The sequence below is a fragment of the Flavobacterium sp. WC2409 genome, from assembly GCF_041200085.1.
Classification (GTDB): domain Bacteria; phylum Bacteroidota; class Bacteroidia; order Flavobacteriales; family Flavobacteriaceae; genus Flavobacterium.
This window is the reverse complement of record NZ_CP165625.1, coordinates 1,205,159-1,232,082: the sequence shown is the minus strand read 5'-3', so window position 1 is coordinate 1,232,082 and position 26,924 is coordinate 1,205,159. Positions and strand designations below refer to the sequence as shown.

The 26,924-nt window shown below is 32.8% G+C and carries 19 protein-coding genes; 6 read left to right on the top strand and 13 right to left on the bottom strand.

What is annotated here, in order from left to right; genetic code table 11:
* The first annotated feature begins 2 nt into the window (after positions 1 to 2).
* Positions 3 to 689, top strand: a complete 687-nt coding sequence (locus AB3G34_RS05315) for a lysoplasmalogenase (protein ID WP_369753690.1) — start codon at positions 3 to 5, stop codon at positions 687 to 689.
* A 33-nt stretch (positions 690 to 722) separates the two neighbouring features.
* Here the strand turns inward: AB3G34_RS05315 and AB3G34_RS05310 are convergent, their stop codons facing one another.
* Together AB3G34_RS05310 and AB3G34_RS05305 are read right to left on the bottom strand one after the other, a co-directional pair.
* On the bottom strand, positions 723 to 1,136 hold the full coding sequence (locus tag AB3G34_RS05310; RefSeq protein WP_369753689.1) for a DUF6691 family protein: 414 nt from the start codon (positions 1,134 to 1,136) through the stop codon (positions 723 to 725).
* A gap of 3 nt (positions 1,137 to 1,139) precedes the next feature.
* Positions 1,140 to 1,697, bottom strand: a complete 558-nt coding sequence (locus AB3G34_RS05305) for a YeeE/YedE family protein (RefSeq protein WP_367769531.1) — start codon at positions 1,695 to 1,697, stop codon at positions 1,140 to 1,142.
* A 152-nt stretch (positions 1,698 to 1,849) separates the two neighbouring features.
* Here AB3G34_RS05305 and AB3G34_RS05300 point away from each other — a divergent pair, with 152 nt between their 5' ends.
* The 5 genes from AB3G34_RS05300 (at position 1,850) to AB3G34_RS05280 (ending at position 6,674) form a co-directional block, all read left to right on the top strand.
* Complete coding sequence (locus tag AB3G34_RS05300; protein WP_367769529.1) at positions 1,850 to 2,308, top strand: 2-dehydro-3-deoxyphosphooctonate aldolase; 459 nt, start codon at positions 1,850 to 1,852, stop codon at positions 2,306 to 2,308.
* Between the two features lie 182 nt (positions 2,309 to 2,490).
* Positions 2,491 to 3,309: a 3-deoxy-8-phosphooctulonate synthase gene (gene kdsA, locus AB3G34_RS05295; protein ID WP_367752755.1), complete on the top strand. Its 819-nt coding sequence runs from the start codon at positions 2,491 to 2,493 to the stop codon at positions 3,307 to 3,309.
* Positions 3,310 to 3,326: 17 nt separating this feature from the next.
* Positions 3,327 to 4,172: a hypothetical protein gene (locus AB3G34_RS05290; protein WP_369753686.1), complete on the top strand. Its 846-nt coding sequence runs from the start codon at positions 3,327 to 3,329 to the stop codon at positions 4,170 to 4,172.
* A gap of 226 nt (positions 4,173 to 4,398) precedes the next feature.
* Positions 4,399 to 5,499: a PAS domain S-box protein gene (locus AB3G34_RS05285; RefSeq protein WP_369753685.1), complete on the top strand. Its 1,101-nt coding sequence runs from the start codon at positions 4,399 to 4,401 to the stop codon at positions 5,497 to 5,499.
* A gap of 86 nt (positions 5,500 to 5,585) precedes the next feature.
* Entirely contained in the window at positions 5,586 to 6,674 is a 1,089-nt protein-coding gene (locus AB3G34_RS05280) for an AI-2E family transporter (protein ID WP_369753684.1), read from the top strand.
* Positions 6,675 to 6,738: 64 nt separating this feature from the next.
* Here the strand turns inward: AB3G34_RS05280 and AB3G34_RS05275 are convergent, their stop codons facing one another.
* The 11 genes from AB3G34_RS05275 to pta all read right to left on the bottom strand — a co-directional run bounded on the left by AB3G34_RS05275 (position 6,739) and on the right by pta (position 26,778).
* On the bottom strand, positions 6,739 to 8,118 hold the full coding sequence (locus tag AB3G34_RS05275) for a M28 family peptidase (RefSeq protein WP_369753683.1): 1,380 nt from the start codon (positions 8,116 to 8,118) through the stop codon (positions 6,739 to 6,741).
* 73 nt (positions 8,119 to 8,191) lie between these two features.
* Positions 8,192 to 10,288, bottom strand: coding sequence for a glycoside hydrolase family 97 protein (locus tag AB3G34_RS05270; RefSeq protein ID WP_369753682.1), 2,097 nt, complete (start codon positions 10,286 to 10,288; stop codon positions 8,192 to 8,194).
* Positions 10,289 to 10,421: 133 nt separating this feature from the next.
* The gene (gene bglX / locus AB3G34_RS05265) at positions 10,422 to 12,719 is read right to left on the bottom strand and encodes a beta-glucosidase BglX (protein WP_369753681.1); all 2,298 of its coding nucleotides are present in this window, start codon (positions 12,717 to 12,719) and stop codon (positions 10,422 to 10,424) included.
* A 3-nt stretch (positions 12,720 to 12,722) separates the two neighbouring features.
* A complete protein-coding gene (locus tag AB3G34_RS05260; protein ID WP_369753680.1) occupies positions 12,723 to 13,424 on the bottom strand; it encodes a prolyl oligopeptidase family serine peptidase in 702 nt (233 codons plus the stop codon).
* A gap of 6 nt (positions 13,425 to 13,430) precedes the next feature.
* Entirely contained in the window at positions 13,431 to 14,819 is a 1,389-nt protein-coding gene (locus AB3G34_RS05255) for a glucoamylase family protein (RefSeq protein WP_369753679.1), read from the bottom strand.
* A gap of 66 nt (positions 14,820 to 14,885) precedes the next feature.
* The gene (locus AB3G34_RS05250; protein WP_369753678.1) at positions 14,886 to 15,863 is read right to left on the bottom strand and encodes a LamG-like jellyroll fold domain-containing protein; all 978 of its coding nucleotides are present in this window, start codon (positions 15,861 to 15,863) and stop codon (positions 14,886 to 14,888) included.
* A gap of 18 nt (positions 15,864 to 15,881) precedes the next feature.
* Positions 15,882 to 17,336, bottom strand: coding sequence for a RagB/SusD family nutrient uptake outer membrane protein (locus tag AB3G34_RS05245; RefSeq protein ID WP_369753677.1), 1,455 nt, complete (start codon positions 17,334 to 17,336; stop codon positions 15,882 to 15,884).
* 4 nt (positions 17,337 to 17,340) lie between these two features.
* On the bottom strand, positions 17,341 to 20,328 hold the full coding sequence (locus AB3G34_RS05240; RefSeq protein WP_369753676.1) for a SusC/RagA family TonB-linked outer membrane protein: 2,988 nt from the start codon (positions 20,326 to 20,328) through the stop codon (positions 17,341 to 17,343).
* A 241-nt stretch (positions 20,329 to 20,569) separates the two neighbouring features.
* Positions 20,570 to 23,314 (bottom strand): LuxR C-terminal-related transcriptional regulator, encoded by a 2,745-nt coding sequence (locus AB3G34_RS05235; protein WP_369753675.1) that lies wholly within the window; start codon positions 23,312 to 23,314, stop codon positions 20,570 to 20,572.
* A gap of 101 nt (positions 23,315 to 23,415) precedes the next feature.
* Entirely contained in the window at positions 23,416 to 24,600 is a 1,185-nt protein-coding gene (locus tag AB3G34_RS05230; RefSeq protein WP_369753674.1) for an acetate/propionate family kinase, read from the bottom strand.
* An 84-nt stretch (positions 24,601 to 24,684) separates the two neighbouring features.
* Entirely contained in the window at positions 24,685 to 26,778 is a 2,094-nt protein-coding gene (pta, locus tag AB3G34_RS05225) for a phosphate acetyltransferase (protein ID WP_369753673.1), read from the bottom strand.
* Positions 26,779 to 26,924 lie beyond the last annotated feature (146 nt).

The following is a 26,924-nucleotide window of genomic DNA, read 5'->3' as shown; positions in this document are numbered from 1 at the left end:
ACATGAAAAATAATAAATTATTAATTGGATATTTGGGTTTAAGTATTGTTTATTTACTCCTTCTCCTTGTTGATCAAGAATCAATTGCTTGGTTTATGAAACCCCTTTTGCTTCCGTTTCTTATTTTAGGAGTTTATTTTAGTGGAGCGTTTTCTTCTAAAAAATACCTTTTAGCAGCATTAACTTTTTCATGGTTTGGAGACATCATTCTCCTTTTTGCAGATCGTGACGAACTATTTTTTATAGTGGGGTTAATTGCATTTTTGATTTCCCATATTATCTATATATTGCTTTTCAATAAACAATTAAGATATAAAAACAGAAAAAACAAAGCGGTATTCTGGATTGGAGTTACTACAATTATAATGTACTTAATCATTATGATTTCTATTCTACTACCCAATCTAGGTGATTTAACAATACCTGTATTTATGTATGCTCTAGTTATTTCCACTATGCTTTTATTTGCCTTTAAAGGTTTTTTGAACTGGGAAGAACCAGGCAACTGGTACATTTTGATTGGTGCAATCGCTTTTGTAACTTCAGATAGTATTTTGGCGTTCAATAAGTTTTATACCCCTGTTGTAATGAGTTCATTTTTCATTATGATAACCTATCTAATTGCTCAATATTTGATTGTAGTGGGAATTTTAAAATTAAATAAAAAAAATAGCATTCCCTTTTTATAGAAAATGCTATCAATAATGCAATTATAATAAATGTTAATGAGGTAATTTATCTTTAAAAAATCCATACAAATAGGTTCCAAATAAAGCGCCAAAAAGCACAATAAGAATACTCCAAAAACCAGCTCCTAATAATATATAAATAGGTCCTGGACAAGCACCAACTAATGCCCAACCCAATCCAAATAAAATACCACCAACCCAATAGCGGATTGATCCTGGTTCTTTATCTACAATTTCAATTGGCCTCCCTTTTATGTCTTTAATGTTTTTCCTTTTTATAATTTGGATACCAATAACACCCGTACCAATTGCGACCATAATGATTCCGTACATATGGAAAGATTGAAACTGAAACATTTCATAAATTCGGTACCAAGAAACGGCTTCCGACTTTGTTAATACAATTCCGAATACAAAACCAACTAATAAATATTTTAATACTTTCATTTTCTAAAAAATTAATGGGAATATAAAATAAGCCATAATTAAACCACCAACAAAAAAACCAATAACTGCTTTTAAAGAAGGAATTTGTAAATTACTCAATCCCGAAATAGCATGCCCAGAAGTACATCCACCGGCATATCTAGTACCAAAACCAATAAGTAGACCACCAATAAGAAGAATCAGGATACTTTTGGGTGATTGAAAAACTTGAGGGCCAAAGAGTGAATCAGGAACTAACTTCCCATTTGGAGCATCAATTCCTAGTTGAGCTAATTGCTCAATAGTCTTAGGGTTAATTGAAACATTTGATGGATCACTCATGAAATGTACTGCTACAAAACCACCTAACATAGCACCTAAAACTACAACTAAATTCCATCGCTGTGATTTCCAGTCAAAGTCAAAAAAAGCAGTGCGCTTCCCTGCCCCTAATATCGTACACATTGACCGAAGATTAGATGACATTCCGAACGATTTACCAAAATAAGTTAAACATAGCATGATCAATCCAATTAAAAAACCAGATATGTACCAAGGCCAAGTTTGAAAAAAGATACCCATAATTAATTCTATTTTGATGCAAAAGTAAGGATTCTACTATTTACAATTCTAAGAATTTCATCACAAATATTTATTGTAGTAGTAATCCCCTATATAGTTCTCAGTATATTTGTACTACAATAAATTTAAAAGAATCTAATTTCATCACAATCATGAAAAAAGTCCTGCTTTATTTTGCATTAGTATCATTTGCCATTTCATGTGTAAGTACCAAGTCAACTTTGAAAAACGTTGATGATAATGCCCCAATTCCAAAATTAACCTCTGATAATACTTTTGTAATTACCGAGTATAGTAAAGACAAAAAATACGGATATGATAAAGATTATCCGATCAATGTATTTTATTATAGCACGCGAAATGAAACCATCAATCAAGAACGTTTTTTGAATGCCTTAACTGGACCAAAAGGGGAAAAAATAAGCTTTAGTAAATTAGAAAGTTGTTGTCCATTCCCAACAAAAAGAAGCGAAATGGGTGCAGGATTTCTTGATGTATATGAAGTAAAATGGGATGGTTTAAAAAAACCTATTCTATTGTATATGAACATTTATGAAAAAGGAATTTTGAAAGTTCCAGTTGGCTTTGGATTGAAGAAAAATAATCAATAAACAACTCCCCTAGCCCTGATAGAAGCGGTATCCTTCTTGTTTTTCTTTTAAAAACAAGAAGATACAAGCGTATAGCAGGAAATAGCTCCAAAACATACTATTATTCTCTATAAAAAATGTTAATAAGTAAAGACTAAATCGTAAATCATAACTACCTTTGCACTTTAAAAAATCATACTCAAATGAACATACAACATATCCCACAAATTAAGCATACTGATAGCGGAAACTTCTTTTTATTAGCTGGTCCTTGTGCCATTGAAGGCGAAGAAATGGCGATGAGAATTGCTGAAAAACTGATTGGTATCACTGATAAATTACAAATTCCTTATGTTTTTAAAGGATCTTTTAAGAAAGCAAATCGCTCTAGAATTGATAGTTTTTCAGGAATTGGTGATGAAAAAGCTTTAAAAATTTTAAGAAAAGTTTCGGAAACTTTTGGAGTTCCAACTGTGACTGATATTCATACAAATGAGGATGCGGCAATGGCAGCTCAATATGTAGATATTTTACAAATCCCAGCTTTTTTAGTACGTCAAACGGATTTAGTTGTGGCTGCTGCCAATACTGGTAAAGTAGTCAACTTGAAAAAAGGACAATTCATGAGTCCAGAAAGCATGAAACATGCAGTACAAAAAGTATTGGATTGCAATAATGAGAACGTAATGGTTACAGATCGTGGAACTATGTTTGGCTACCAAGACATGATTGTTGATTTTAGAGGAATTCCTACTATGCAACATTATGCTTCGACAGTACTAGATGTAACACATTCTTTACAACAACCCAATCAAACTGCTGGTGTAACTGGTGGAAGACCAGACATGATTGAAACGATTGCCAAAGCAGGAATTGCTGTAGGTGTAGATGGTATTTTTATTGAAACTCATTTTGATCCAGCAAATGCAAAAAGTGATGGTGCTAACATGTTACATTTAGATTATTTTGAAGCTTTAATGACCAAGTTAGTCGCTATTAGACAAACGGTTAATAAATTTTAATTTTTATAATACACGCATTGAAAAAGATATTTTTATATACAGCATTCTTAGCTTTATGCCTTTCTAATATAGCAAACGCTCAAGAAGAAATTAAAATACAAGATAAATATACTGCTCACAACAAAGGAAAATTCTTTGTGTCATGGGGAGGAAATAGAGAGAGCTACACCACATCGGATGTGAATTTTCGTGGTAAAGATTACAATTTTACTTTGGATAACATGACTGCACATGACAAACCAAAAGGATGGCATGTGGACTATATAAATCCTACAAGAATGACTATTCCTCAAACGAATTTCAGAATGGGGTATTTCATTAATGACCATTATAGCATTGCTCTTGGTGTGGACCATATGAAGTATGTTATGACACAAGATCAAACCGTAAATGTGACTGGAACAATCGCAACTGGATCAGAGTTTGATGGGACGTACAACAATACTCCAACAGTAATGACTGAAAAATTCTTGATGTATGAACATACAGATGGTTTGAATTATGTGAACACTGAATTTTCAAGACATGATGATATTTCATCATTATTTAAAATAGGGAATACTGATAAAATCCAAGTAAATTTAACTGAAGGTGTTGGTGTAGGTTTATTATATCCCAAAACGAATACAACACTATTAGGTAAAGAACGCCACGATGATTTTCATGTTTCAGGATATGGAACTTCATTGAAAGCAGGTTTAAATGTCACTTTTTTCAAACATTTTTATGTTCAGGGAGAATTAAAAGGTGGTTATATAAATATGCAAGATATTCGTACAACACAAAGTGCCGAAGATCGTGCTTCACAAGACTTTTTCTTTTTTCAAAGACTAATTGCTTTTGGAGGGATTTTTAAAATATAATTAAAGTTGTTTAGCTTAAAAAAAGGAGATTGTTAATTCTAACAATCTCCTTTTTTATTTTAAATCTATAGGTATTTATACTCTAAAATAAGCAAAAACCCTTATTTTATAATAGTTTTGGCTCATAAATTGGGTGCTATTTAATTTATAATTGTTACTTTAGTAATATTAAAAGATGGTTTTAGTTTTAATTTATAAAATTCTGTAAAATAAAAAATTAAACAAAATGATACGAGCTGAAGGAAAAGCGGTAAATCATGACCCAGAAACATTCAAAAATTTTGAGATTTTTTTCGATACGTCTCCTGATTTATTATGTGTCGCTGGTTATGATGGTTTTTTTAAGAGGATAAACCCTGCCGTTTCTAAATTACTAGGATATACTGAAGAAGAATTACTGTCAAGACCTATCAATGATTTTGTATACACTGATGACAAAAACAGTACTGAATCGGCTCGAAATGAGCTAAAAAAGAAAATTCCATTATTCAATTTCGAAAACAGGTATTTAACTAAAAATGGGACAATCGTTTGGTTGTTATGGACGTCTTTACCTATAGACCATGATCAATTAGTTTATGCAATAGCAAAAAACATAACTTACAAAAAAGAAATTGAACATGAACGAAACATCCATATTGCAGAACTAACAAAAATCAATGAAGATTACAAACAGCTTACTTATACCTCTGCACATGATTTAAGATCACCTGTAAATAATTTACTTTCCGTTTTTGAACTTTTGGATACTTCACAAATAACAGATTCCGAAACACTTGAATTAATTTCAATACTAAAAACAACATCCGATGGGTTAAAAAATACCCTAAATGATTATGTTAAAATTTTGGACAAAAAAAATGATCTCATTGCCAAAATTGAAAAAATAAATTTAAACGACTCTTTACAAGAAGTACTGCTTTCCATTAATTCATTAATTCAAAATTCATTGACATTAATAAATATTGATTTTTCAAATTTTGAAACAGTTAATTTTAATAAGGCCTATTTAAAAAGCATTTTTTTAAACTTAATTACCAACTCTATAAAATATGGTAAAAGAGATAAATCACCAGTTATTACTATCTCTTCTAATTTAGATAATGGAGTAAAACAATTGATTATTACAGATAATGGAATAGGTTTTGACATGGATAAAGTAAAAGATAAGATTTTTGGCTTGCACCAAAAATTTCACACAAATCTTGACAGTAATGGTATTGGATTATATTTAGTTTACAACCATATAACAAGTCTAGGTGGTCATATCGCTTTAGAAAGTAAAATAGATGAAGGAGCCAAATTTATTATAACTTTTCCTGATTAATAGCAGTATATTGTACTATTCTTAGTAATTATAAAAACGGAATTGTGTAAAAAAAGAAACTCTAACTTTAAAATTCAAGTGTTTTTATGATACCAATTTCTAAAATACCAAATACAGGATCTACCAGTTGGAAATTTTCTACAACCAAGATATTACAATCCGTTGTACTCGTTTGTGTTATTCTTTATTTTGGTAAAACACTATTCATTCCCCTTAGTTTTTCATTATTGATTAGTTTCATTCTTTATCCCGTTTGTAAATGGATGGAACATAAGGGAATGAGTCAAACGATTGCTATCCTAATCGCAATCTTTATGGTGCTCTTTATAAGCAGTGGCATTTTATACCTGCTTTTTTTACAAATAAATGAATTTTTAACCGAATGGGAGCCGTTTAAAATAAAGTTACTAGAAGCATTAGCTCAAGTTAGTGTTTACACCTCTGAACATTTCGGCATCACTACAGAAGAACAGACTATTTTTTTTAAAAACGCAATAAATAATTCTGGATCAGAAACTTTTTCAGCATTCAAAACTATTTTATATTCCTTATCAGGGTATGCTTTTTTTATTTTAATAATACCCGTTTTTTCAGCCCTTATTCTATATCATCGTAGCATGTTAGCTGAAGTATTATACCAAATTTTTCCATCTGACAAAAAAGAAACCGTTCATGAAGTCCTAGTTGAAACCATCAGTGCTTACTATAATTTTATAAAAGGAATGGCTTTAGTGTATCTAATCGTTGGGCTTTTAAACAGTATTGGGCTTGCAATTATTGGAATCCCTCACCCTTTCGTGTTTGGTTTCATAGCCTCTATTCTTACTTTTATCCCCTATATCGGCATAATGATTTCGTCACTATTACCAATAGCGATTTCATGGATTACCTTTAACTCTATTTGGTATCCATTAGGTGTTATTCTTGTTTTTTCGATAGTTCAAATTTTGGAAGCCTATGTAATATTCCCTTTTGCCGTAGGCAGCCGTTTAAAAATAAATACACTTGTTATCATTTTAATGATTACAGCTGGTGGCATTTTATGGGGCGCTTCGGGAATGATTTTGTTTATTCCGTTCATCAGTATCATAAAACTAATTGCTGAACGTACTGAGAGCCTAAAAACTCTCTCTCTTTTATTAGGTGATGGCATTCACAAAAAAGAAAAACCTTAATTTATTTTAAAACATAAAAAAACCACAAGAATCAACTTGTGGCATTTAGTATTATAACTTAAAACTATTCTACAATTCCATTTTGATCTACTAAATAAATCAAAGAAGCCATTGTTGCTGCTCCCAGTTCTAATTCTCTTTTATCAACTGCATCAAATTTATCATTTGCTGCATGATGGTAATCAAAATAACGTTGTGAGTCTGGTTTTAAACCTGCTTTTACTATTTTTTTAGAAGTTAATGGACCAATGTCAGATCCACTATGTCCTTCTACAAAACTATGAATTAAGTATGGTTCGAAGAAAGTAGTGAAACTGGCGATTTTTTTAAAATTTACGGCATCACATTCTAATGAAAAACCTCTTGGACTAAACCCACCTGAATCACTTTCTAAAGCAAATATGTGGTTTTCTTTGTTTTTTTGAGCTAATTCTTCATATTTATTTCCTCCTCGTAAACCATTTTCTTCATTCATGAAAAGAACAACACGCATCGTATTTTTTGGTTTATATCCTAGATTTTTAAAAATATTCATCACTTCCATACTTTGCACTACTCCTGCTCCATCATCATGAGAACCGTCAGCTAAATCCCAAGAATCTAAATGACCTCCAACAACCATAATGTTTTCTGGATGCTCCATACCAGTAATTTCTCCTACTACATTATACGATAAAACATCATCATACTGCTTACAAGATTGTTTAAAGTGAAATTGTAGTTTTGGGTTATTCTTCAGTGTTTTGCTTAATAATTCAGCTCCATTTGTACTTATTGCAGCGGTTGGAATGTATTGCGCTTTTGGAATATCACCATAACTCTGAGCTCCTGTATGTGGAAAATCATCTAATCTCAAATTCATGGAGCGTACGATGGTCCCAACAGCACCAAAATTTGAAGCCTCCTTAGCTCCCGCGTACCTTTGATCTACAGCACCAGAATACGCATGAAACGATTCTATTTGTTCGTTATCCATGGGTCTGTTGAAAAATACAATTTTGCCCTTTATTTTTTCTGTTCCCAATGTTTTTAATTCTTCCAAAGAATGTACTTCAATCACTTCTGCAGTTAGTCCATTTGAAGCAGTAGCTATAGAACCACCCAAAGCACAAATAGGCACCGTAGTTTTTGTTTTATTATCTAAAATATAAGCGGTTTCTTTTTCGCCTCTTACCCATTTAGGGACCATTACTTCTTGCAAATAGACTTTGTCAAAACCTATTTTTTCCATTTCCCCTTTAGTATACAAAACTGCTTTCTCTGCATTTGCAGATCCTGATAAACGGGAACCAATTGAGTTAGACAAATGATCCAACCAAGAATAACATTTAGAATTTGTTAATGCTGATTTGTAAATTTCTTTTAGAACTTGTTCATCCGTTTTTTGAGCATATAGAGCCGAACTTCCAATTAATAATAGCGCTAATAAAGTTGTTTTTTTCATAAATAGTTAAGTTAATTTCAAAATAGGTTCCGCATTTTAAAATCCTGATTACTTTAAATATTGCAGGTTTTTTTTATTTTATTGGTTCAAAACTAATAGCAGTTCCTCCACCTGGAGCCAAGTTCAAATTGATATTAGATTTACTCGTAACTTCCATTGTTTTTATTTTGTAAGCAATTGGATTTTTTTTCCAATCGGCATCTTTTGCGTCTTCGTAGATTGTTGCTTTGTATTTTTGTCCTGGAGTCAAGAAATCAAGTTTAATTGTTGATTTTCTAGCGTTTTCATCAGTAATTGCACCTAGAAACCATGATTCTTTCCCTTTTGCTTTTCTGACTACCGTTAAATAATCACCCGGTTCTGCTTCAAGGTATTTGCTTTCATCCCAATCTACAGCGACATCTTTGATGAACTGAAAAGCATCGGGATATTTTTCATAATTCTCTGGTAAATCGGCTGCCATTTGAATTGGAGAATACATAGTCACATACAAAGCCAATTGTTTTGCTAATGTTGTATGCACTTGTTCCGTTTTATTTTTGTCATAATAACTCATTTTTATTTCAAAAATTCCTGGAGTATAATCCATTGGACCTCCTAGAAGTCTTGTAAATGGTAAAATTGTTTCATGCATTGGAGGATTTCCAATACTCCACGCATTGAACTCCGTTCCACGAGCGGCTTCGGCAGCCACATAATTAGGATAGGTTCTACCATAACCTGTAGGATGTGATGATTCATGTGAATTGACCATTAATTTATAATCGGCGGCACGTCGTGCAACATAATTAAAATGATTCACCATGGTTTGTCCGTCGTGAAATTCTCCGCGAGGAATAATTTTACCCACATAACCCGTTTTGGTCGCTGGATAACCGTATTTCACCATGTTCTCAAAATTACGATCTAAATGACGCTCAAAATTAGCAACAGAACCCGAAGTTTCATTGTGCATAATCATTTTCACGTTTTTTGATTTGGCGTAAGCCGAAATAGCAGCTATATCAAAATCAGGATAAGGCGTTGTGAAATCAAAAACTTCCTCTTTCCAGTTTCCATTCCAATCTTCCCAACCTACATTCCATCCTTCTACTAGAACGCCATCAAAACCGTTTTTAGCAGCAAAATCAATATATCTTTTTGTATTTTCAGTAGTCGCTCCATGTTTTCCTGACGCTTTGGGAGCATCGGCAAAATTAGTAGCATTTTGAGAACCTGCATAATCCCAAGTTGATTTACCTACATGCATTTCCCACCAAATTCCAACATATTTCATTGGTTTGATCCATGAAGTATCTTCAATTTTTGAAGGCTCGTTTAAGTTTAAAATCATTTTGGAACTCACAATATCTCTTGCATCGTCACTCACCATAATCGTTCTCCAAGGCGATACACATGGCGTTTGTAAATAGGCTTTATCTCCAATCGCATTAGGAACTAATTGAGATGTTAATTTATAATTGTTTACATCCACATTTAAATGCATCACAGGATAATTCACTACTGCTGCTTCAAAAATATTGAGATATAATCCTGCCGGAGATTTCATCATCAATGGCGTTTGAACCATATATTTCCCTGGAATTGATTTTACACCAATACCATTGTTCATATTGATTTTGGTATTATCAATTTCAGATAATTTGGTTTCATTATATTCGTATTCATTACTGTCAAAATCGCCAGGAATCCAAAAAACTTTATTGTCGTCAGTTAAATTAAACTGTGTTTCTTCATCAGAAATGATGAAATAATTCAATTCTTTTTGTCTTGGAAAATCATATCTAAAAGCGACTCCTTCATCAAAAACTCGAAAAATGATATTCATTTTTACATTGGTTCCTTTTTGAGTTAGTGCTATTGTAAGTTCGTTGTAATGATTAACGATATTGGCTTGTTCTCCTAAAACGGGTTGCCAAGTCTCATTGAATGTTGCTTTTGTAGATGTTGTAATTTCAAAATTAGCGTCTAAAGCTGGTTTTTCTTTTAATTTTATTCCAAGAATACTTTCAAGAATAACTGTCTTATTTTTATAATTAACGGAGTAAGCAGGTTGTCCATTTCCAGCAAGTTTAAAATTTAAAGTTATTTTATTGGAAGGAGATTGAATACTTTGTGCGTGAAGTAAACTCATCGCAAACAGAAGGAAAAAAGAGAAATAGTATTTCATTTAGTAACGTTTTTAGAATTGCTAAAATAGCAAATTCTTACCTTATAAGTAACAGATAGTAGCATACAATTTTACATAAAAAAACCCTCCAGTACTTAAACTGAAGGGTAAACCAAGTAAAATAAAAACCAAACTATTTATTCAACTCAAAAACAACTTTCATATCCGTATCAGAATTTGTACCTACAAAAGCCTCAAAAGCACCCGGCTCAGCAGCAAATTGCAATTCGGAATTATAAAATTTTAATGTTTCTTCTGATATTTCAAAAGTCACTGTTTGTGTTTCTCCTTTTTTAAGGAATATTTTTTGAAATCCTTTTAACTCTTTTATGGGTCTGGTAACTGAACCCACTAAATCTCTAATGTACAATTGAACTACTTCTTTTCCATCGTAATTTCCGTCATTAGTAACGTCAACACTTACTTTTACCGTATCATTGACGTTCATTTTCTCCGATGAGATTTTTAAATTTGAATATTTAAATGTGGTATAACTCAATCCAAAACCAAAAGGATATAAAGGTTCGTTTCTTTCATCAATATAATTTGATCTGAATTTTTCAAACTTTCCTTCTTTATTACCAAGAGGTCTTCCTGTATTTTTTTGATTGTAATAAATAGGCACTTGTCCTACACTTCTAGGAAATGTTGCTGATAATTTACCCGAAGGATTTACATCACCAAATAAAACATCGGCAATTGCTGAACCAGCTTCGCTACCCGCAAACCAAGTATTCAATATTGCTGGAACAGTTTCGTTTTCTTGTACTAAAACCAATGGACGTCCTGTAAACAATACCAGAACAACTGGTTTTCCAGTTTTAAGTAATTCTTGCAATAAGTCTTTTTGAGCTTGCGGAATTTCCAGTTTAGTACGGCTACTGCTTTCCCCACTCATCTCAGCAGATTCTCCAAGCGCAGCAACAATCACATCTGATTGATTGGCAATTTTTAAAGCTTCCGCTACTAACTCCGCACTTGTTCTATTGTCACGATGCAATGTTTTACCAAACATGGTTGCGTTTTCTTCAAAAACAGCATCATAATCTAGATTACTTCCTTTGGCATACAGCACATTCACATTTCCTGTTACTTCCTTAATTCCTGCTAAAAGTGAAATAGATTTATCCATATTGGTTGCTACACTCCAAGTTCCTGCCATATTTTCTTTGGCATCAGCCAAAGGGCCAATAACAGCAATGGTTCCAGTCTTTTTTAATGGAAGTAATTGATTTTGATTTTTAAGCAAAACCAAAGATTGTGCCGCTGTATTTCTAGCTTCGGCTCTGTGATCTTTGGTGAAAATTTCTGTTTTTGCTCTATTTACATCACAATATTTATATGGATCTTGGAACAAACCTAAATCATATTTTGCTTCTAGAATTAGTCTAACTGCATTGTCTATTTGTAAAATGCTAACTTTCTTTTCGTCTAATGATTTTTTAAGCGTTGTTAAAAATCCTTCTCCCACCATGTCCATTTCAATTCCGGCATTTAATGCTAAAGCTGATACCGTTTGCAAATCACCCATACCATGCTGAATCATTTCTGGAATTCCTGTAAAATCAGTCACTACAAAACCTTTAAACCCCCATTGTTTTCTCAACACATCTGTCATCAACCATTTATTCCCTGTAGCTGGAATTCCATCAATCTCGTTGAAAGAAGCCATTACAGAACCTACACCAGCATCAATCGCCGCTTTGTAAGGAGGAAAATAATCATTGTACATTTTGATTCGGCTCATATCGACCGTATTGTAATCACGACCTGCTTCTGGAGCACCGTATAAAGCAAAATGTTTTACACAAGATAAAATAGTATTGTTGTTTGCTAAATTATTTCCTTGGTATCCCTGCACCATTGCTTTTGCAATAGCACTTCCTAAAAATGGGTCTTCACCAGAACCTTCAGAAACTCTTCCCCAACGTGGATCTCGAGAAACATCAACCATGGGTGAAAAAGTCCAGTTAATCCCATCGGCACTGGCTTCTTGTGCTGCAATTTGAGCACTTCTTTCAATCAATTTCATATCCCAAGTACAAGAAAGTCCTAGCGGAATAGGAAAAGTGGTTTCATAGCCATGGATAACGTCCATTCCAAAAAGCAATGGAATTTTTAGTCGGCTTTTTTCAACAGCAATCTTTTGAACTTCTTTAATTTTTTGAACTGATTTGATATTGAATAAACCACCTACTTTTCCTTCTTCAATATTTTTAGCCACATTCGAACTATTGGCAGCCCCAGTAGTAATATCACCCGAAGTAGGTAAATTTAATTGACCTATTTTTTCATCCAAAGTCATCTTTGCCATTAATTCGGCAACAAACTCGGCTTTTGGTTTGATTGTTACGGCTTTCGTGATTTTCTTTTTTTGGCTGAAGCCAAAGACTGAAAAACACAAAAACACTATGATAAATTTGTTATTCATTTCTTATTGTTTTTTTATTTGTTGGAACATCCAATCATAAATTTCTTTGTTATCATACACTCTTGTCCAACTATCATGACCAGCATCATCAAAAATGGTCAATTGAATATTGGTATTACACGCTTTTAATTTTTTGTAAATTGTTATGGAATAATTTACATCTACAACATCATCAAGCAAGCCATGAAAAATTCTAATTGGAATAGTGGCAATTTTACAGTTTTCTATCATAGGTACTCTATCTACAAAACCTGCAATAGGCACTAAAGCAGCGAAGGTTTCAGGATGCGCAAAAACCAGATTCCAAGCACCCCAACCTCCCATACTTAAACCGGTAAGGTAAATTCGGTTTGGATCAATGTTATTCTCTTTTTGAATTTTTAAAATAAGACGATACAATACTTCTGAATCCCAATATTCATTTTCAGGACATTGCGGAGCCAGAACATAAGCATCCAATTCATGTGTTTTTAAATATTTAAAAGGCCCATGAATTTTTACTTTTTCAATGTCCGTTCCTTTTTCACCTGAACCATGAAGAAAAATGATTAATGGTTTTTTCTCTTTTGTATTCACTGGAATATGTAAGGCGTAACCCATCTCGTGTTTTTGCACGATTTCGGTTTTTAATATTCCATTTACTTCCTGTTGAGCATAGGTTATAAAAGAAAATAAAAGTGCAATTAGAAAAATTTTATGCTTCATAATTCTTTAAAAATTATATTTAGTCGAATGAAATCCTAGTTTTTCTAAGCCTGGTTTTACTTCTGGAGCATTCATAAATAATTTCCAAATTAAACCCGAACGGTAATTTTCAATCATGGGAGCAATCGTTCCTTGATCAATCGCTAAATAACGTGGTGTAACCCAGTTGTAATTCGGTGAAAATGCATCATAAGGTCCTGCAATTCCTACGTAATCTGATTTTTTCTCATCATATAAATAATGTAGAAACTTCATGGATTCCGTTGGCGTATATGGAAAAGATGAAAGTGCAGCGGTTGGCGTGATCACTCCTAAATCATTATCGGTGTCATGAGCTGAATAGCCGGTTGTTCCGTCAGCATTTCGAGAATAACTAGCGGTAAGCCCCCAGCATTTATCTGAATACCCTTTCCATCCTTTTGGATTAGCGATACAATGACTATAAATAATTTTGGCTTGATTTTGTGTTAAATCCCAATAGTTTGCATACTGATCCGATAATTGTGAAGGATCTAGTCCTAAATACGAATATTGTGCCCAAAACAAAGGCCCCGCATTTCCTGAAACCGTATTGTATTTAAAAATTAAAGGAATTCCGTATTGTGTTTTTCCAGTTACAATAGTTCCGCTTCTTGCCCATCCTTCATGATATGCCGCAGCAGGAATTGGATGAGTAGGTGAAGCTGCTCCAAGTATGTAAGCAATCAAACATTCGTTATATCCTTCTAATTTAAATTTCATTTCCCATTGATAGGTAGGAGACCAATGCCAATACATGGCGTTTTCTCCATTAGTATACCAACTCCATTCTACCCCTTTCCATAAATTATCAGCTTTGGCCGATAATGCCATTTCTTGGGTATTTCCGTTTTTAAAATATTCTCTAACAGCAATCAATCCTTGACACAGGAAAGCTGTTTCAACGATATCACCACCATCATCTTTATTACCAAATGAGATGGCATGCCCTGTTGTTCCATCCATCCAATGTGCCCAAGCACCATGAAAACGATCTGCTTTATCCAAAAAATCCATGGCAGAAGTCATTCTAGTTACGGCTTCAACTCTTGGAATAAAACCTCTATCAACACCAACAATCAATGACATTAACCCAAAACCAGAACCTCCAGTTGTGACTTTGTTTGCCTCGAAACTAGGATTGTCTGTATGATAGCGTTCTCTTCCTAATTTTGAGTTGGGTTCAGCATAATCCCAAAAATACTTTATAGCATCTTTTTGAACTTGGTCTAAAACTTCAGCATCAGACAAAACTGGAACTGGAACTGTGGGAGTAGTAGGTAATGGAGTTCCTGTACCTCCTTTTGTATCAGGACCAGATGACGAACAAGAATTAAAAAGACTAATTAGCGCTATGAAACATAATGAAATCTTCATTTAATAATATAATTAGGATTAATAATTAAACCTCTAGTTTTTTAAACTAGAGGTTTATAAGATTTTTTATCTATTGTCTTTTTCTAATAAATACAATGCTTTCACATCATTATTAGAAAGGGAAACATTATATATTCTAAATTCATCCATTAATCCTGCATAACTAGTAGCCCAATCTTGTTGTGAACCATTATTAAGTGCAGGTGTAGTTTCAAACTGGTGTGTTCCAAAAACAACTTTGCCATTGGTACCTGCCATTTCAAAATTTCCGTATTTTGGAGCATTATTGATATTGTCTACACTTCCTGGATTATCAGCATACCAGGTTGCTACACCTGCAACACCTGCTGAAGGTGCATAAGCAAAACCAGATAAATTAGTAGCTAATTCACCGTTTACATAGGCCGAAATTGTACTATTTGTAGCATTATAACTAAATACAACATGGACCCATTGGTTCAAACTATTGTCTAAATTCATAATAGCTCCTTGACCTCTCCAAGCAACACCTGCTCTTCCATTTTCAACACCTAATTTTAATCTTATTCTGTTTGGGAAAGCGCCATCAGGATTTTCCATAAAAACATTAATTCCACCCCAAAATTCAACTGGTCTTACAATAGAAAAAATACCTTGTGCCCCTTTACCTTGACCTGGAGTTCCAGGATCAACAGTATTAGCCGTATTCATCCAAAATGAAATTGTATAATTGTTTAAAGATGTAATTGCAGTTGTAGCATTTCCAATTGCATAACGCTCTTCAGAGCTTGAACCATTATAGGCATTCCCTTTTATTCCTTGAGTGTACCCAACGTTTTTACCAACTAATCCAGTAATATTGTTTTTACTATCAGTTAAATTATCATCAAAACTTAATTTAACAAGTAAGTTACTTGCAGCAATATCATCTGAGTTATCATAGCCCCCAATTGCTTCATAGGCAATTGGGCTATTAACTGTGTCTAAGCTATCTCCTGCACAACTTACAAATAATGGAGCTGCAACTATAGTAGCAAGAAAGTATATAAATTTATTTATTTTCATAATTACAATTTTAAAAAATTAGTACCCAGGATTTTGAGTCGATAAACCATTGGCTTCACTTAAAAACTTTTGAGGTATTGGGAAAAGTTCGTTTTTACCTACGGCAAACGTTTTTCCATCAATAGCAAATGCAGCTGGTGCTTGACCCGTTCTTACCAAATCATAAAATCTATCATGCTCAAAAGCCAACTCAACTCTTCTTTCTTTCCAAATAGCAGTTCTAACATCTGCTTGAGAAACGGCAGTAGTATTAGCCAAACCTGCTCTATTTCTAATTTGGTTTAAAATTGGAATTGCAGTCGCCGTTTGCCCAAGTTCATTCATAGCCTCTGCTTTTATTAATAAAACTTCGGCATATCTTAAGTATTTAATATTTACGTCAGAATCCCAAGCATCAGTATAAGCTGAAGAATACGCTTTGTAATTGTATCTTGGATTTTCAACGGTTAGTGGTACTACTCTACCATCATATAAAGTGGTTCCTGCAAAAATGATAGTCGCATTTTTTCTAACATCACCAGTTTCATATGCATTTACTAAACTCATTGAAGGAGTATTGAAACCCCATCCCCATCCACCAGCACCACGAGCACCTTGGGTAGCAGAATATCCTTGAATTCCTTTGGCTGGAGTTGAACCAGTACCTTGAATTTCAAAAATAGATTCCGAATCATTTTCTCCTGTAATTTTATATTGAGAAGCATAATCAGTAACTAATGAATATCCCGTAACAAGGTTTGCATTATCCAATGCTTTTTGCCATTCTTTTTGGTATAAATACACTTTAGATAATAAAGCATAAGCAGCACCTATAGAAGCTCTTCCTTTTTCAGAAGCAGCATAAGAACCTTTCGCAGGTAAAACAGCAATTGCATCTGTTAAATCACTTACAATAAATGCATATACCTCTGCAGTACTTTTACGAGTTAATTGCATCACTCTATCTTCATCTGAAGAAGGATTTGGTAAATGATCTACAATTGGAACTCCTCCATATGTTTTTACTAATGTAAAATACATAAATGCTCGTAAAAACTTGGCTTCACCTATTAATCGAGCTCTCAAACTAGCATCAGCTTGGTCTAATTGAGGAAGGAATGACAGTGCTTGATTGCATTTATTAATTCCTTGATAATTAGCAGTAAAAACCTCTTCAACAGATCCACTAGAAGCATTATATGTTAACGCATCCATCAAATCTTTATCTGATCCTGTGTCCCCTGGAGAAGAACCTTTATCCGCATCATCAGATGTAATACTTGATAGCCCTATCCATGAGAAAGAACTCATATTCCAATCTGTGAACTTACTGTAAATTGCAGTAACAAAACCTTGAGCTCCAGCATTATTGTTAAACAAAGCTAAATCTGTAGTTGATATGGTTTCTGTTTGCTTTGTATCTAAAAAATCATTTGTGCATCCTGAGAAAAACAATGCCGAAAGCACAAATGCTGATATATATATCTTTTTCATCTTATTAAAATTTTAAATTAGCACCTAATACGAAAGATCTCAAAACAGGATATGCATCCAGTTCAACACCTTGTGAACCATAAGGATCTCCATCACCATTTAATTCAGGTGAAAATCCTGAGAATTTTTGAGTAATAAAAGGATTTATTGCGTTGCAGTAAATTCTTGCTGAATTGATAAACGCACTTTTTATAGGTAGTTTGTATCCTAAGGTAATGTTATTTACTCTGAAGAAATCACCTGATTCCATATAGTAAGTTGATGCAACTGGCACTTGATTGAAAGGAGCTGGATTTACAGCTGTAGTATTATTAACAGTAAAGAAATCTGTTGCCAATACATTTTCAATGTTTTCACCAGAAAAACGTTGTGCTTTTTTACCATTGTATACTTTACTACCGTTCGTTCCGTATCCATCAACTGAGAAATCAAAGTTTTTATAATTTACACCCAATGAAATTCCGTAAGTTGATTTTGGTAATATTGAACCAACATATTTTCTGTCTTCAATACTTAATAATCCTTGGCTAACAATTGAACCATCGGCTTTTAAATATTGCATTTGACCATTTGCATCATAACCTGCATATTCATATAAGAAAAAGCTCCCTAAGGGTTGTCCTATTGAAGTACTGTTCAACAATTTTGTCCATTGTCCATTTCCTAAACCTCCACCAATTTTATCAGGTAAATTAGGATTACTTAAGCTTGTCAACTCATTTTTATTATTTGAGAAGTTACCACCTATCCAATACGATACATTATCATTTATTTTATCATCCCAACGTAATGATAATTCATACCCTTTGTTTGAAACCGCACCTACATGTGCTGGTGAGGTAGAACCTACACCTGCTGTTAAATAAGGTTTAGTATCTAAAATTACATTGTTAGTTTTTTTATCATATAAATCAATAGCTCCTTTTAATCTGCGGTCCATAAACTCAAAATCTAAACCTATTGTTTTTTCCTCAGTAATTTCCCAAGATAAGCTAGGGTCAACTTGTGAATCAACACTTACGCCAGGATACAATATTGAACCTCCTAAATAACTGTCTAAACCAGAAGCAAAAGATTGATTATTCAATGGAACATTTTGATTTCCTAATTTACCCCAACCTCCACGTAATTTTAATAGGTCGATTCCTTTAACATCAGCTAAAAAACTTTCTTTAGAAATAATCCAACCTAATCCTACTGAAGGGAAAGTTCCCCAACGATAATCTTTGGCAAATTGAGAAGATCCATCTCTTCTTACCGTTCCTGTAATCAAATATCTATCCATAAACTTGTACTGGAAACGACCAAAATAAGAAGACAAACTTCTTTCATTATTGACAACATCAGTCAAACTCGTAACATTAGCAGCATAATCAACTCCAGATAAGGACCAATAGTTTTCATTTGCATTCACATTTTTTCTTGAGATTTTTATGTGTTCTCTTGCGCCTTTTGATGATTGCTCCACACCTGCCATTAATTCGATATCATGATTGCCAATTACCTTATTATACACTAAATAATTTGATAAATTCCAATTGAAATAATCTTCATTTTCTTTAGTCAATAAATTGATATTGGCAGTAGATGAATACGTACTTGCTACTCGTGTAGGATCAGCAGCCAACCAAATTTTTTGAGTGTCTTCATAATTGTAATTTTTCCAAGTATAATATTCCGCATTAAACTGAGAAGTGAATTTCAATCCTTTAAGTAACTCAACATCTAGTTTTAAACCACCTTGCATGGTGATACTTTTTTGTTGTTCATCAAAAAAGTTTAATTGCGCAACTGGATTCCCCACATTATTAAATGCAGATCCGCTTGTAGAAGCAAAGCCGTTTGAACCAACAAATGGTACACCATATTGTCCAGAAGGAAAATACACGGGAACGATTGGTGATTGCTTATACGCATTTGTAAATGCTGATAACGGTTTTGGAGTTGAATGCGTAAATCCTACACTGAAATTTTGAGATAAATTGATTCTTTTAGAAATTTTGAAATCATTGTTACTTCTTAAAGTCAACCTATTATAATCCAATCCATCCAAAATTCCTTTTTCATCATAGTGACCCAAGCTAAAAAAGTATTTTACATTTTCAGATGAACCTGAAACTGAAACATTATTTTGTGTGTATGATCCTGTTCTAGTAATTGCTTTGTACCAATCCGTATTAGTTGGTTGGTCTTGTGAGAAAGTAGTATTTCCCAAAGCTACATTAGAATAATAAGAATACTTGTTGCTACCCGCCATTTTTACATTCTTTAATGCATTTCTAAAACCGGCATAAGATTCAAATTCAACAGTTGCTTTCTCTCCACTCCCTTTTTTTGTTGTAATTAAAATTACCCCATTTGCTGCTCTATTACCATAAATTGCTAATGCAGATGCATCTTTCAAAATATCGTAAGAAGTAATATCATTTGTATTAATATTATTTATGTTTTCTACTGGCATTCCGTCAACAACATACAAAGGAGATCTTCCTCCTAAAGCAGTTCCTAAACCTCTAATCACAACCGTTGGAGTTGAACCAGGCAAATCAGAAGCAATAACTTGCACCCCTGCTGCTTTACCTTGAATAGCTTGTGATGCATTCAATACTTTAGTTTTCGAAATTTCTTCTGCCTTTATTGAAGTAGTTGCCGAAGTATTATCGGATCTTTTTCTAGTTCCATACCCAATTACTACTACCTCTTTTAGTGCAGTGTCTTTGGAATCCAACAGTGTTATAGTCATTGGGGCAGCTGTAGCAGTTATAGAAACAGCTTCAAAACCCAACATGGTCACTTTTAATGTCTCGCCTACTTTGGCATTGATATTAAAATTTCCGTCAAAATCAGTATCAGTATTTGAACTTGAAGATACCACAATTGCTCCTGGTATTCCCATTCCATTTTTATCTAATACTTTTCCCTTAATTACTTGACCAGACATATAAGCTGGAAGTAGGATGAGTGCTATAAAGCTCAAAATAAAATTTCTCATGTATTAATAATTTGTTAAAGTTAGTGGAGCCAAATTAGATAATTACAACGTTATAGTAACTATAAAGGAATTACTACATAGCCACATCAAATGAAAAGAAACAACTAACAAATCAACGCTATAAAGAGGCTGTCAAGGAAAATGAGTACTCGACTACATCGTTATGATGTAGTAATGATGAGTTGTAATTCCGTAAAAAAATAATGTAAATAATAAACTATCTATAAAAATAGAGTTGTTTTTATATCATTAATAAAAATTTGGATAGATTTTCATCCTGAACAAGGTTCAATTTCTTTCTAAGACGGTAACGGTGTAATTCAACCCCTCTATATGAAATATTCATCATGGGAGCGATCTCTTTTGAAGAAAGGTTCATTTTTAAGTAAATGCAAAGCTTGATATCTTTAGGTGTCAGAATTGGAAACTTTTTAGAAAGATTTATTATAAACTCATTATGAATCTGATTGAGATTAGTTTCAAAAGTTTCCCATTCATGTTTATTAACTGCGTTAATTTTTATCGCCTTTTTAATTTCACTCGTTAATTTATTAATATCGGTTTCCGTATTTAAAATCCCTTGAATTTTTTCAATCATCTCACTTTGCTTAGCTATCGAAAGTGATTTTCCAGCAACTTCTGATGATTTAGATTGCAATTCTAATTCTAGAATGTGTTTTTCATACTCTTGACTGTTTAGCTCATTCTCCGCTTTCAATTCCATTTCAAGAATTTTCTTTTGATGCTTTAACTCTTCTTCTCTTAAAGCTAATTTTTGAATGTATCTAATTTTATTCCATCTATAATACACATATAAAATGACACTAATTACAATAAGGTACAATAGAATCATCCAAAAAGAATAATACCATGGTTTAGCTACTTCATAACTAAACTCAGCTACTTTGTTATAATTTAAACCATCATGATTATAAATAGAAACTGCATAATCACCACTATCCAAATTATTAAGAACGATCGTTCCTTCTTTTACCCCTAAAAATTCTTTTGAATCATTAATTTTATAAAATAGACTAGGCTTATTTGCTCCATATATACCTGAAATTACATGCAGTTTTAATTCTGAGTTATAATCAATCTTTGATTGATTGACTACTAATTGATCTACATTAAATGCTTCTACCTTGATTTTTGGGATCGGTTTATTATTGTATTTTAGTTGCAATTTTATAAAACCATCATCTAAATTTAATAGATAATTATCATTACTCTTGAACACATTCAAATTGTCATTAATGATTTTACCTTTGTAATATTTTTCTTGAACTATATTCCAAATAAACTTATTTTTATTAGCAAAAATGTGATACAAAAGGCCATCTTTAAGCACCATAAAATGATTTTCATCAATAGTCACTATATCGGAAACGTTTTTAAAATTCACATTAAATAATTCGTTTTCTTCTAATTGATTAGTAATTGAATTGTACGTATACCAAGTATGATGTATTAAAAAAAGAATTTCATTACGGAATTCCACTATTTTAACCCCAAAATCATTCGTTATCTTACTCAGTTGTGTTACATTATCTACACTTAGTGTTTCATATGCATCATTATAGACTATTCGATAAAGACCTCTGTTATTATCAGCGGCCCATATTTCATTTTTTCTATTCTGCGCAACATATTTAATTGGTTTCAATACTCCCTTCACTACAATATGTTTGCTTAAATCGTTAACATCATTGTAAATTACCACACCGCTATAAGTAGCTTGAATAAAAGAATTATTGATGCTACTCTTGGTCATATTCCAACCTCCATTTATAGAACTCAATTTATAAAAGGAATCATTTTCATAAATAAAAGTCCCCTCATTATGACCAATAAGGAATTTATTATTGATTTTACTAATATTCCATGCTTGACCTTCTGAATTGGGAATTAGCAATAACTGTTTGTAAACATATTTATATACCCCGTGATTAGAAGCCATTAAATACCCTTTTGGAATACTGGCAACAGAATAAACCGATCCTAGAATACCGGAGCTGTCATAAAAAATAGATACAGGTGAGTTGACTTCGATATGTGCAATTCCATTATCCAAGCCTAACCAAAGATCATCTTCTTTATCGTGGCCAATACTCAAAATAGAATTATTCATCAATACATTATTTCTATTGATGTTTGTATAAGAACCATCATTTAAATCAAAAATAAAAACTCCTTTACTTGCGGTACCAATTACTAATTTATTATTTTTAATGAATTCAGCCACATTTATATTTGCTGATTTCAGCATCGTGTTTAATGCATTTTTCCATGGAATAAGAGTATTATTTTCTAATACATAAACTCCATTTTTTTTAGTAAAAAAATAGGTCTTGCCGTCGTGTTTTTGAATGGCATGGATTACATTATTTTCTAAAATGGACCATTCATTCACTTTTTGAATAATCCCTTGATTCATTTTATAAATCCCTTTCTCTACTGATGCTATCAATAGTTGATTGTCTACAACAAAGCAATAAGAAGCTAAAAAAAGAAATTTTATTTGCTTGATTGCTTTTCCGTCAAAAAGGAAAAGACTATTAAATGACTGAAAATAAATTTGTCCTTTAAATTTAATTATCTTCCAAATTTCTTCATTATTCTTGTCATCAAATACTTTGTTCCCTTTCGATAGCGAAACATATTGCATCTTACCGCCTTTACGAAACCAATACCCAAATTCTTTATAAGAACCTGAATATATTCGGTCTCCGTCTACCATTATAGATCGAATAATTGTTTTGTTTGGCAAAGAATATTTTTCCCATTTTACACCATCATAACGCAACAAGTTATAATTATTAGCAAAATACATGGCATCATCAGTTCCTTGAGCTACATTCCAAATTTGGTTGTCGCCTTGGTAATTGGATTTGCTGTAATTTTCTACAAAAGGCAGTAAATCCTGAGCGCATAGTTGAATAGATAGAAAAAAGAAAAAGAATAATGGTATTGTCTTGGCTTTCAATTTTGGGAAGTTTTTATTTTCAAATATAATCAGATTTATTCGATTTTTAGGCATAAAAAAAGCTCCTCAACCGAGAAGCTTTTTACAAAACAGGATTAGTTTTAACTCAAAAGTAAATGATAAACTTGATTTGCAATTTCTATTTCTTCGTTAGTTGGAATCACCATAATTTTAGTTTTTGAATCTAAAGTGTTGATTTCCCGAATTTCTTTGGAACGGGTTTCATTTTTAGCATGATCCAATTCAATACCATAATAATCCATATCGGTACATACTAATTTCCTGATATAAGAAGAATTTTCTCCAATTCCTGCGGTAAAAATTATCGCATCCAGACCGTTCAAAACAGCAGCATAAGAACCAATGTATTTTTTAATTCGATAGGCATTCATTGCTAATGCTAACTGGCAATCTAAATTCCCTTTTTCAGCATTATCTTCAATATCCCGTAAATCACTATATCCAGTAAGACCTAACATCCCACTTTGTTTTTGCAACATTGTATTCACTGAATCCAATGAATAGCCTAATGAATTAACCAGATAAAAAATTACTGATTGATCAACATCACCAGAACGTGTTCCCATAATTAGCCCGTTCATAGGTCCAAAACCAAGCGTATGATCGATACTTTTTCCGTCTTTAATGGCAGTCATACTGCAGCCATTACCTAAATGAATTGTAATTATTTTTGAGCTTTTCTCTAAATAATCAATCGCTTTTTCCGAAACATATTTATGACTGGTTCCATGAAATCCATAGACCCTAATCTTATTTTCTGTCAAAAGATAATTTGGCAACGCAAATTTATGTGCCAAAACAGGAATCGTTTGATGAAAAGCAGTATCAAAAACAGCTACTTGTTTTGCCGTTCCAAAAATCTCCTCAGCAACTATAATCCCTTCTAAATTCGCTGGATTATGCAACGGTGCTAAATCAAAAAGTTGTTTTATTTTTTCTTTTACATCAGTATCGATAATTACAGTATCCGAAAAACTAGCTCCTCCATGCACTACCCGATGTCCAACAGCATCAATTTCTTTTGTACTCCTTATCACTCCTACTTTGTCATCCATCAACAACTGAGCAATTTTCTCTAATCCAATTTTATGATTGGCAATTGGCAAAATTTCTTCTAAACTGTCTTTATCTGTTTTATAAGTAAAATTAGAAGTTTCCAATCCTATTCGATCAATCATACCATTACAAATTACCTCCTTTGATGGCATGTTAATTAGTTGGTATTTTATAGATGAACTGCCTGAATTTATTATGACTATTTTCATTAAACTTAAATTTAAAAATTGAAAGATTGAAAGATGAAACAACTATTATTTAAATCATTAAATTTTCAATCTTTAAATAATATTTTACAAACCTTGTGCTTGAATCGCTGTAATCACGACTGTATTTATAATATCATCTACCGTACAACCACGGCTTAAATCATTTACAGGCTTGTTTAAACCTTGTAACATTGGTCCTATAGCCAAAGCTCCTGTTTCTCTTTGAACCGCTTTATAAGTATTGTTTCCTGTGTTCAAATCAGGAAAAATAAGCACACTGGCTTGTCCTGCTACTTCTGAATTTGGCATTTTACTTTGACCAATTTCCATATCTACGGCAGCATCATATTGTATAGGCCCTTCGATTTTTAAGTCGGGGCGTTTTTCTCTTACAATTTCTGTTGCTTTTCTTACTTTATCTACTTCATCTCCTTTTCCAGAAGCTCCTGAAGAATAAGATAACATGGCGATTTTAGGTTCGATACCAAATGCCGCACTTGAATCGGCTGAAGAAATCGCAATTTCAGCCAATTGTTCTGCAGTAGGATTTGGGTTAATGGCACAATCTCCAAAAACCGAAACTCGATCCTCTAAACACATAAAAAATATAGAGGAAACAATACAAGTATTTGGTTTTGTCTTGATGAATTGTAAAGCGGGTAAAATGGTATGTTGTGTAGTATGTGCTGCACCAGAAACCATTCCGTCAGCATCTCCTTTATACACCATCATGGTACCAAAATAGGATACATCTTCCATTAAATCTTTGGCCATAGTTATAGTTACATTTTTGTTCTTACGCAACTCATAGTAGGTGTTTACATAATCTTCATATTTCTCAGACTCAATTGGATTGATAATATCCACTTTTGAAAAATCAAAAGCAATACCCAACTCTGCTACTTTGTGCTCAATTTGCTTTTTATTACCAATAATGGAAATATCGACTACATCCATTGCCAATAAACGAGAGGCCGCAATAATGATACGTTCATCATTCCCTTCTGGTAAAACAATGTGTTTTCTATGTTTTTGAGCTCTCTTTACTAGATTGTATTGAAACATTTTTGGAGTCATTCCATCTGCGTGAAAAGCACTTAATTTAGCAGATAAATCATCCACATCAACAAATTTCTCAAAGGTATTTATCGATGTTTCTATCTTATGTGTATTATCAGCATAGATTTGAGATTTTATATTACCTATTCTGTTCGTAATACTATATGTTCCTCCTACTACAGATATTATAGGGACTATACTAGTCAATCCTTCAATCAATTTTAAAATACTATCTTCTGGGATAATGTTTCCTGTTAATACTATTCCTGAAATAGCTGGATAATTAGCCGATTCATTAGCTTGCAAAGCACCCAAAATAATATCGGCTCTATCTCCTGGAGTAATCACCAATGCATTTTCTTTTAAGTGCAATAGATAGTTATGCAATTGCATGGCACCTACACTAAAGTTCCCAATTTCATTATTTAAAAACTCTTTTCCAAAAAGAACTTTGGCATCTAATTCGTCAACAATCTCTTTAATAGTTGGGTTATTTAAACTGGATATAATCGGAATTGCATTTACTAATACTTCTTTTGGTAAACTGGCTTTCAAGCCATCAGTAACTAACTTAACATTCTGAGGTTGCACTTTATTGGCAATAACAGCCAAAACTTCTACTTCTTTTACTTTGAAAGAATCGTAAGCTAAATACAAACTATCAATTAGTTCTTCTAAAGTTTTACCAACACCCGAACCCACAATAATTGTTGGTATTCCAAGATTTTTGGCAATAAGCACATTCATATCTAATTCTATAACCGTGCCTTCACCACTAAAACTAGTTCCTTCTACTAGAACAAAATCAAACTGTTCCTCCAGTTTTTTATATTTTTCAATAATCAAATCTAGCACCTCACCTATCTTACCTTTGTTCTTTTTTTTGATTAATTTGCTCTTGGTAATAGCAAAAGCATCTTCAAAATCAATATCCAATCCAAAATGGGAAATTACAGTTTCAATATGGTTGTCTAATTTTCCATCTTCAAAATCTTCAATTATAGGCCTAAAATAACCCACTTTGGCCGTTTTACCTATCAACATACTCATCAAGCCAAGAGTTACGATAGACTTCCCGCTATTGTGTTCACTAGTTGCAATATATACAGCCTTGTTCATTCTATTTATTTTATATTATTATTTTGATTTCCAATTATAAAAATCCCAACTCATCCCTAAACTACTAATTCTCTTCCCTTTTAGTCTATTCTCTGTCTTCTTTCCTCTTTCTTCTTTCTTCTTTCTCCTCTACACCCTATGCACTA

Coding starts and splice junctions, on each gene's coding strand:
- AB3G34_RS05315 (WP_369753690.1), top strand. CDS start 3: ATGAAAAATAATAAATTATTAATTGGATATTTGGGTTTAAGTATTGTT.
- AB3G34_RS05310 (WP_369753689.1), bottom strand. CDS start 1,136: ATGAAAGTATTAAAATATTTATTAGTTGGTTTTGTATTCGGAATTGTA.
- AB3G34_RS05305 (WP_367769531.1), bottom strand. CDS start 1,697: ATGGGTATCTTTTTTCAAACTTGGCCTTGGTACATATCTGGTTTTTTA.
- AB3G34_RS05300 (WP_367769529.1), top strand. CDS start 1,850: ATGAAAAAAGTCCTGCTTTATTTTGCATTAGTATCATTTGCCATTTCA.
- kdsA (WP_367752755.1), top strand. CDS start 2,491: ATGAACATACAACATATCCCACAAATTAAGCATACTGATAGCGGAAAC.
- AB3G34_RS05285 (WP_369753685.1), top strand. CDS start 4,399: ATGATACGAGCTGAAGGAAAAGCGGTAAATCATGACCCAGAAACATTC.
- AB3G34_RS05280 (WP_369753684.1), top strand. CDS start 5,586: ATGATACCAATTTCTAAAATACCAAATACAGGATCTACCAGTTGGAAA.
- AB3G34_RS05275 (WP_369753683.1), bottom strand. CDS start 8,118: ATGAAAAAAACAACTTTATTAGCGCTATTATTAATTGGAAGTTCGGCT.
- AB3G34_RS05270 (WP_369753682.1), bottom strand. CDS start 10,288: ATGAAATACTATTTCTCTTTTTTCCTTCTGTTTGCGATGAGTTTACTT.
- bglX (WP_369753681.1), bottom strand. CDS start 12,719: ATGAATAACAAATTTATCATAGTGTTTTTGTGTTTTTCAGTCTTTGGC.
- AB3G34_RS05260 (WP_369753680.1), bottom strand. CDS start 13,424: ATGAAGCATAAAATTTTTCTAATTGCACTTTTATTTTCTTTTATAACC.
- AB3G34_RS05255 (WP_369753679.1), bottom strand. CDS start 14,819: ATGAAGATTTCATTATGTTTCATAGCGCTAATTAGTCTTTTTAATTCT.
- AB3G34_RS05250 (WP_369753678.1), bottom strand. CDS start 15,863: ATGAAAATAAATAAATTTATATACTTTCTTGCTACTATAGTTGCAGCT.
- AB3G34_RS05245 (WP_369753677.1), bottom strand. CDS start 17,336: ATGAAAAAGATATATATATCAGCATTTGTGCTTTCGGCATTGTTTTTC.
- AB3G34_RS05240 (WP_369753676.1), bottom strand. CDS start 20,328: ATGAGAAATTTTATTTTGAGCTTTATAGCACTCATCCTACTTCCAGCT.
- AB3G34_RS05230 (WP_369753674.1), bottom strand. CDS start 24,600: ATGAAAATAGTCATAATAAATTCAGGCAGTTCATCTATAAAATACCAA.
- pta (WP_369753673.1), bottom strand. CDS start 26,778: ATGAACAAGGCTGTATATATTGCAACTAGTGAACACAATAGCGGGAAG.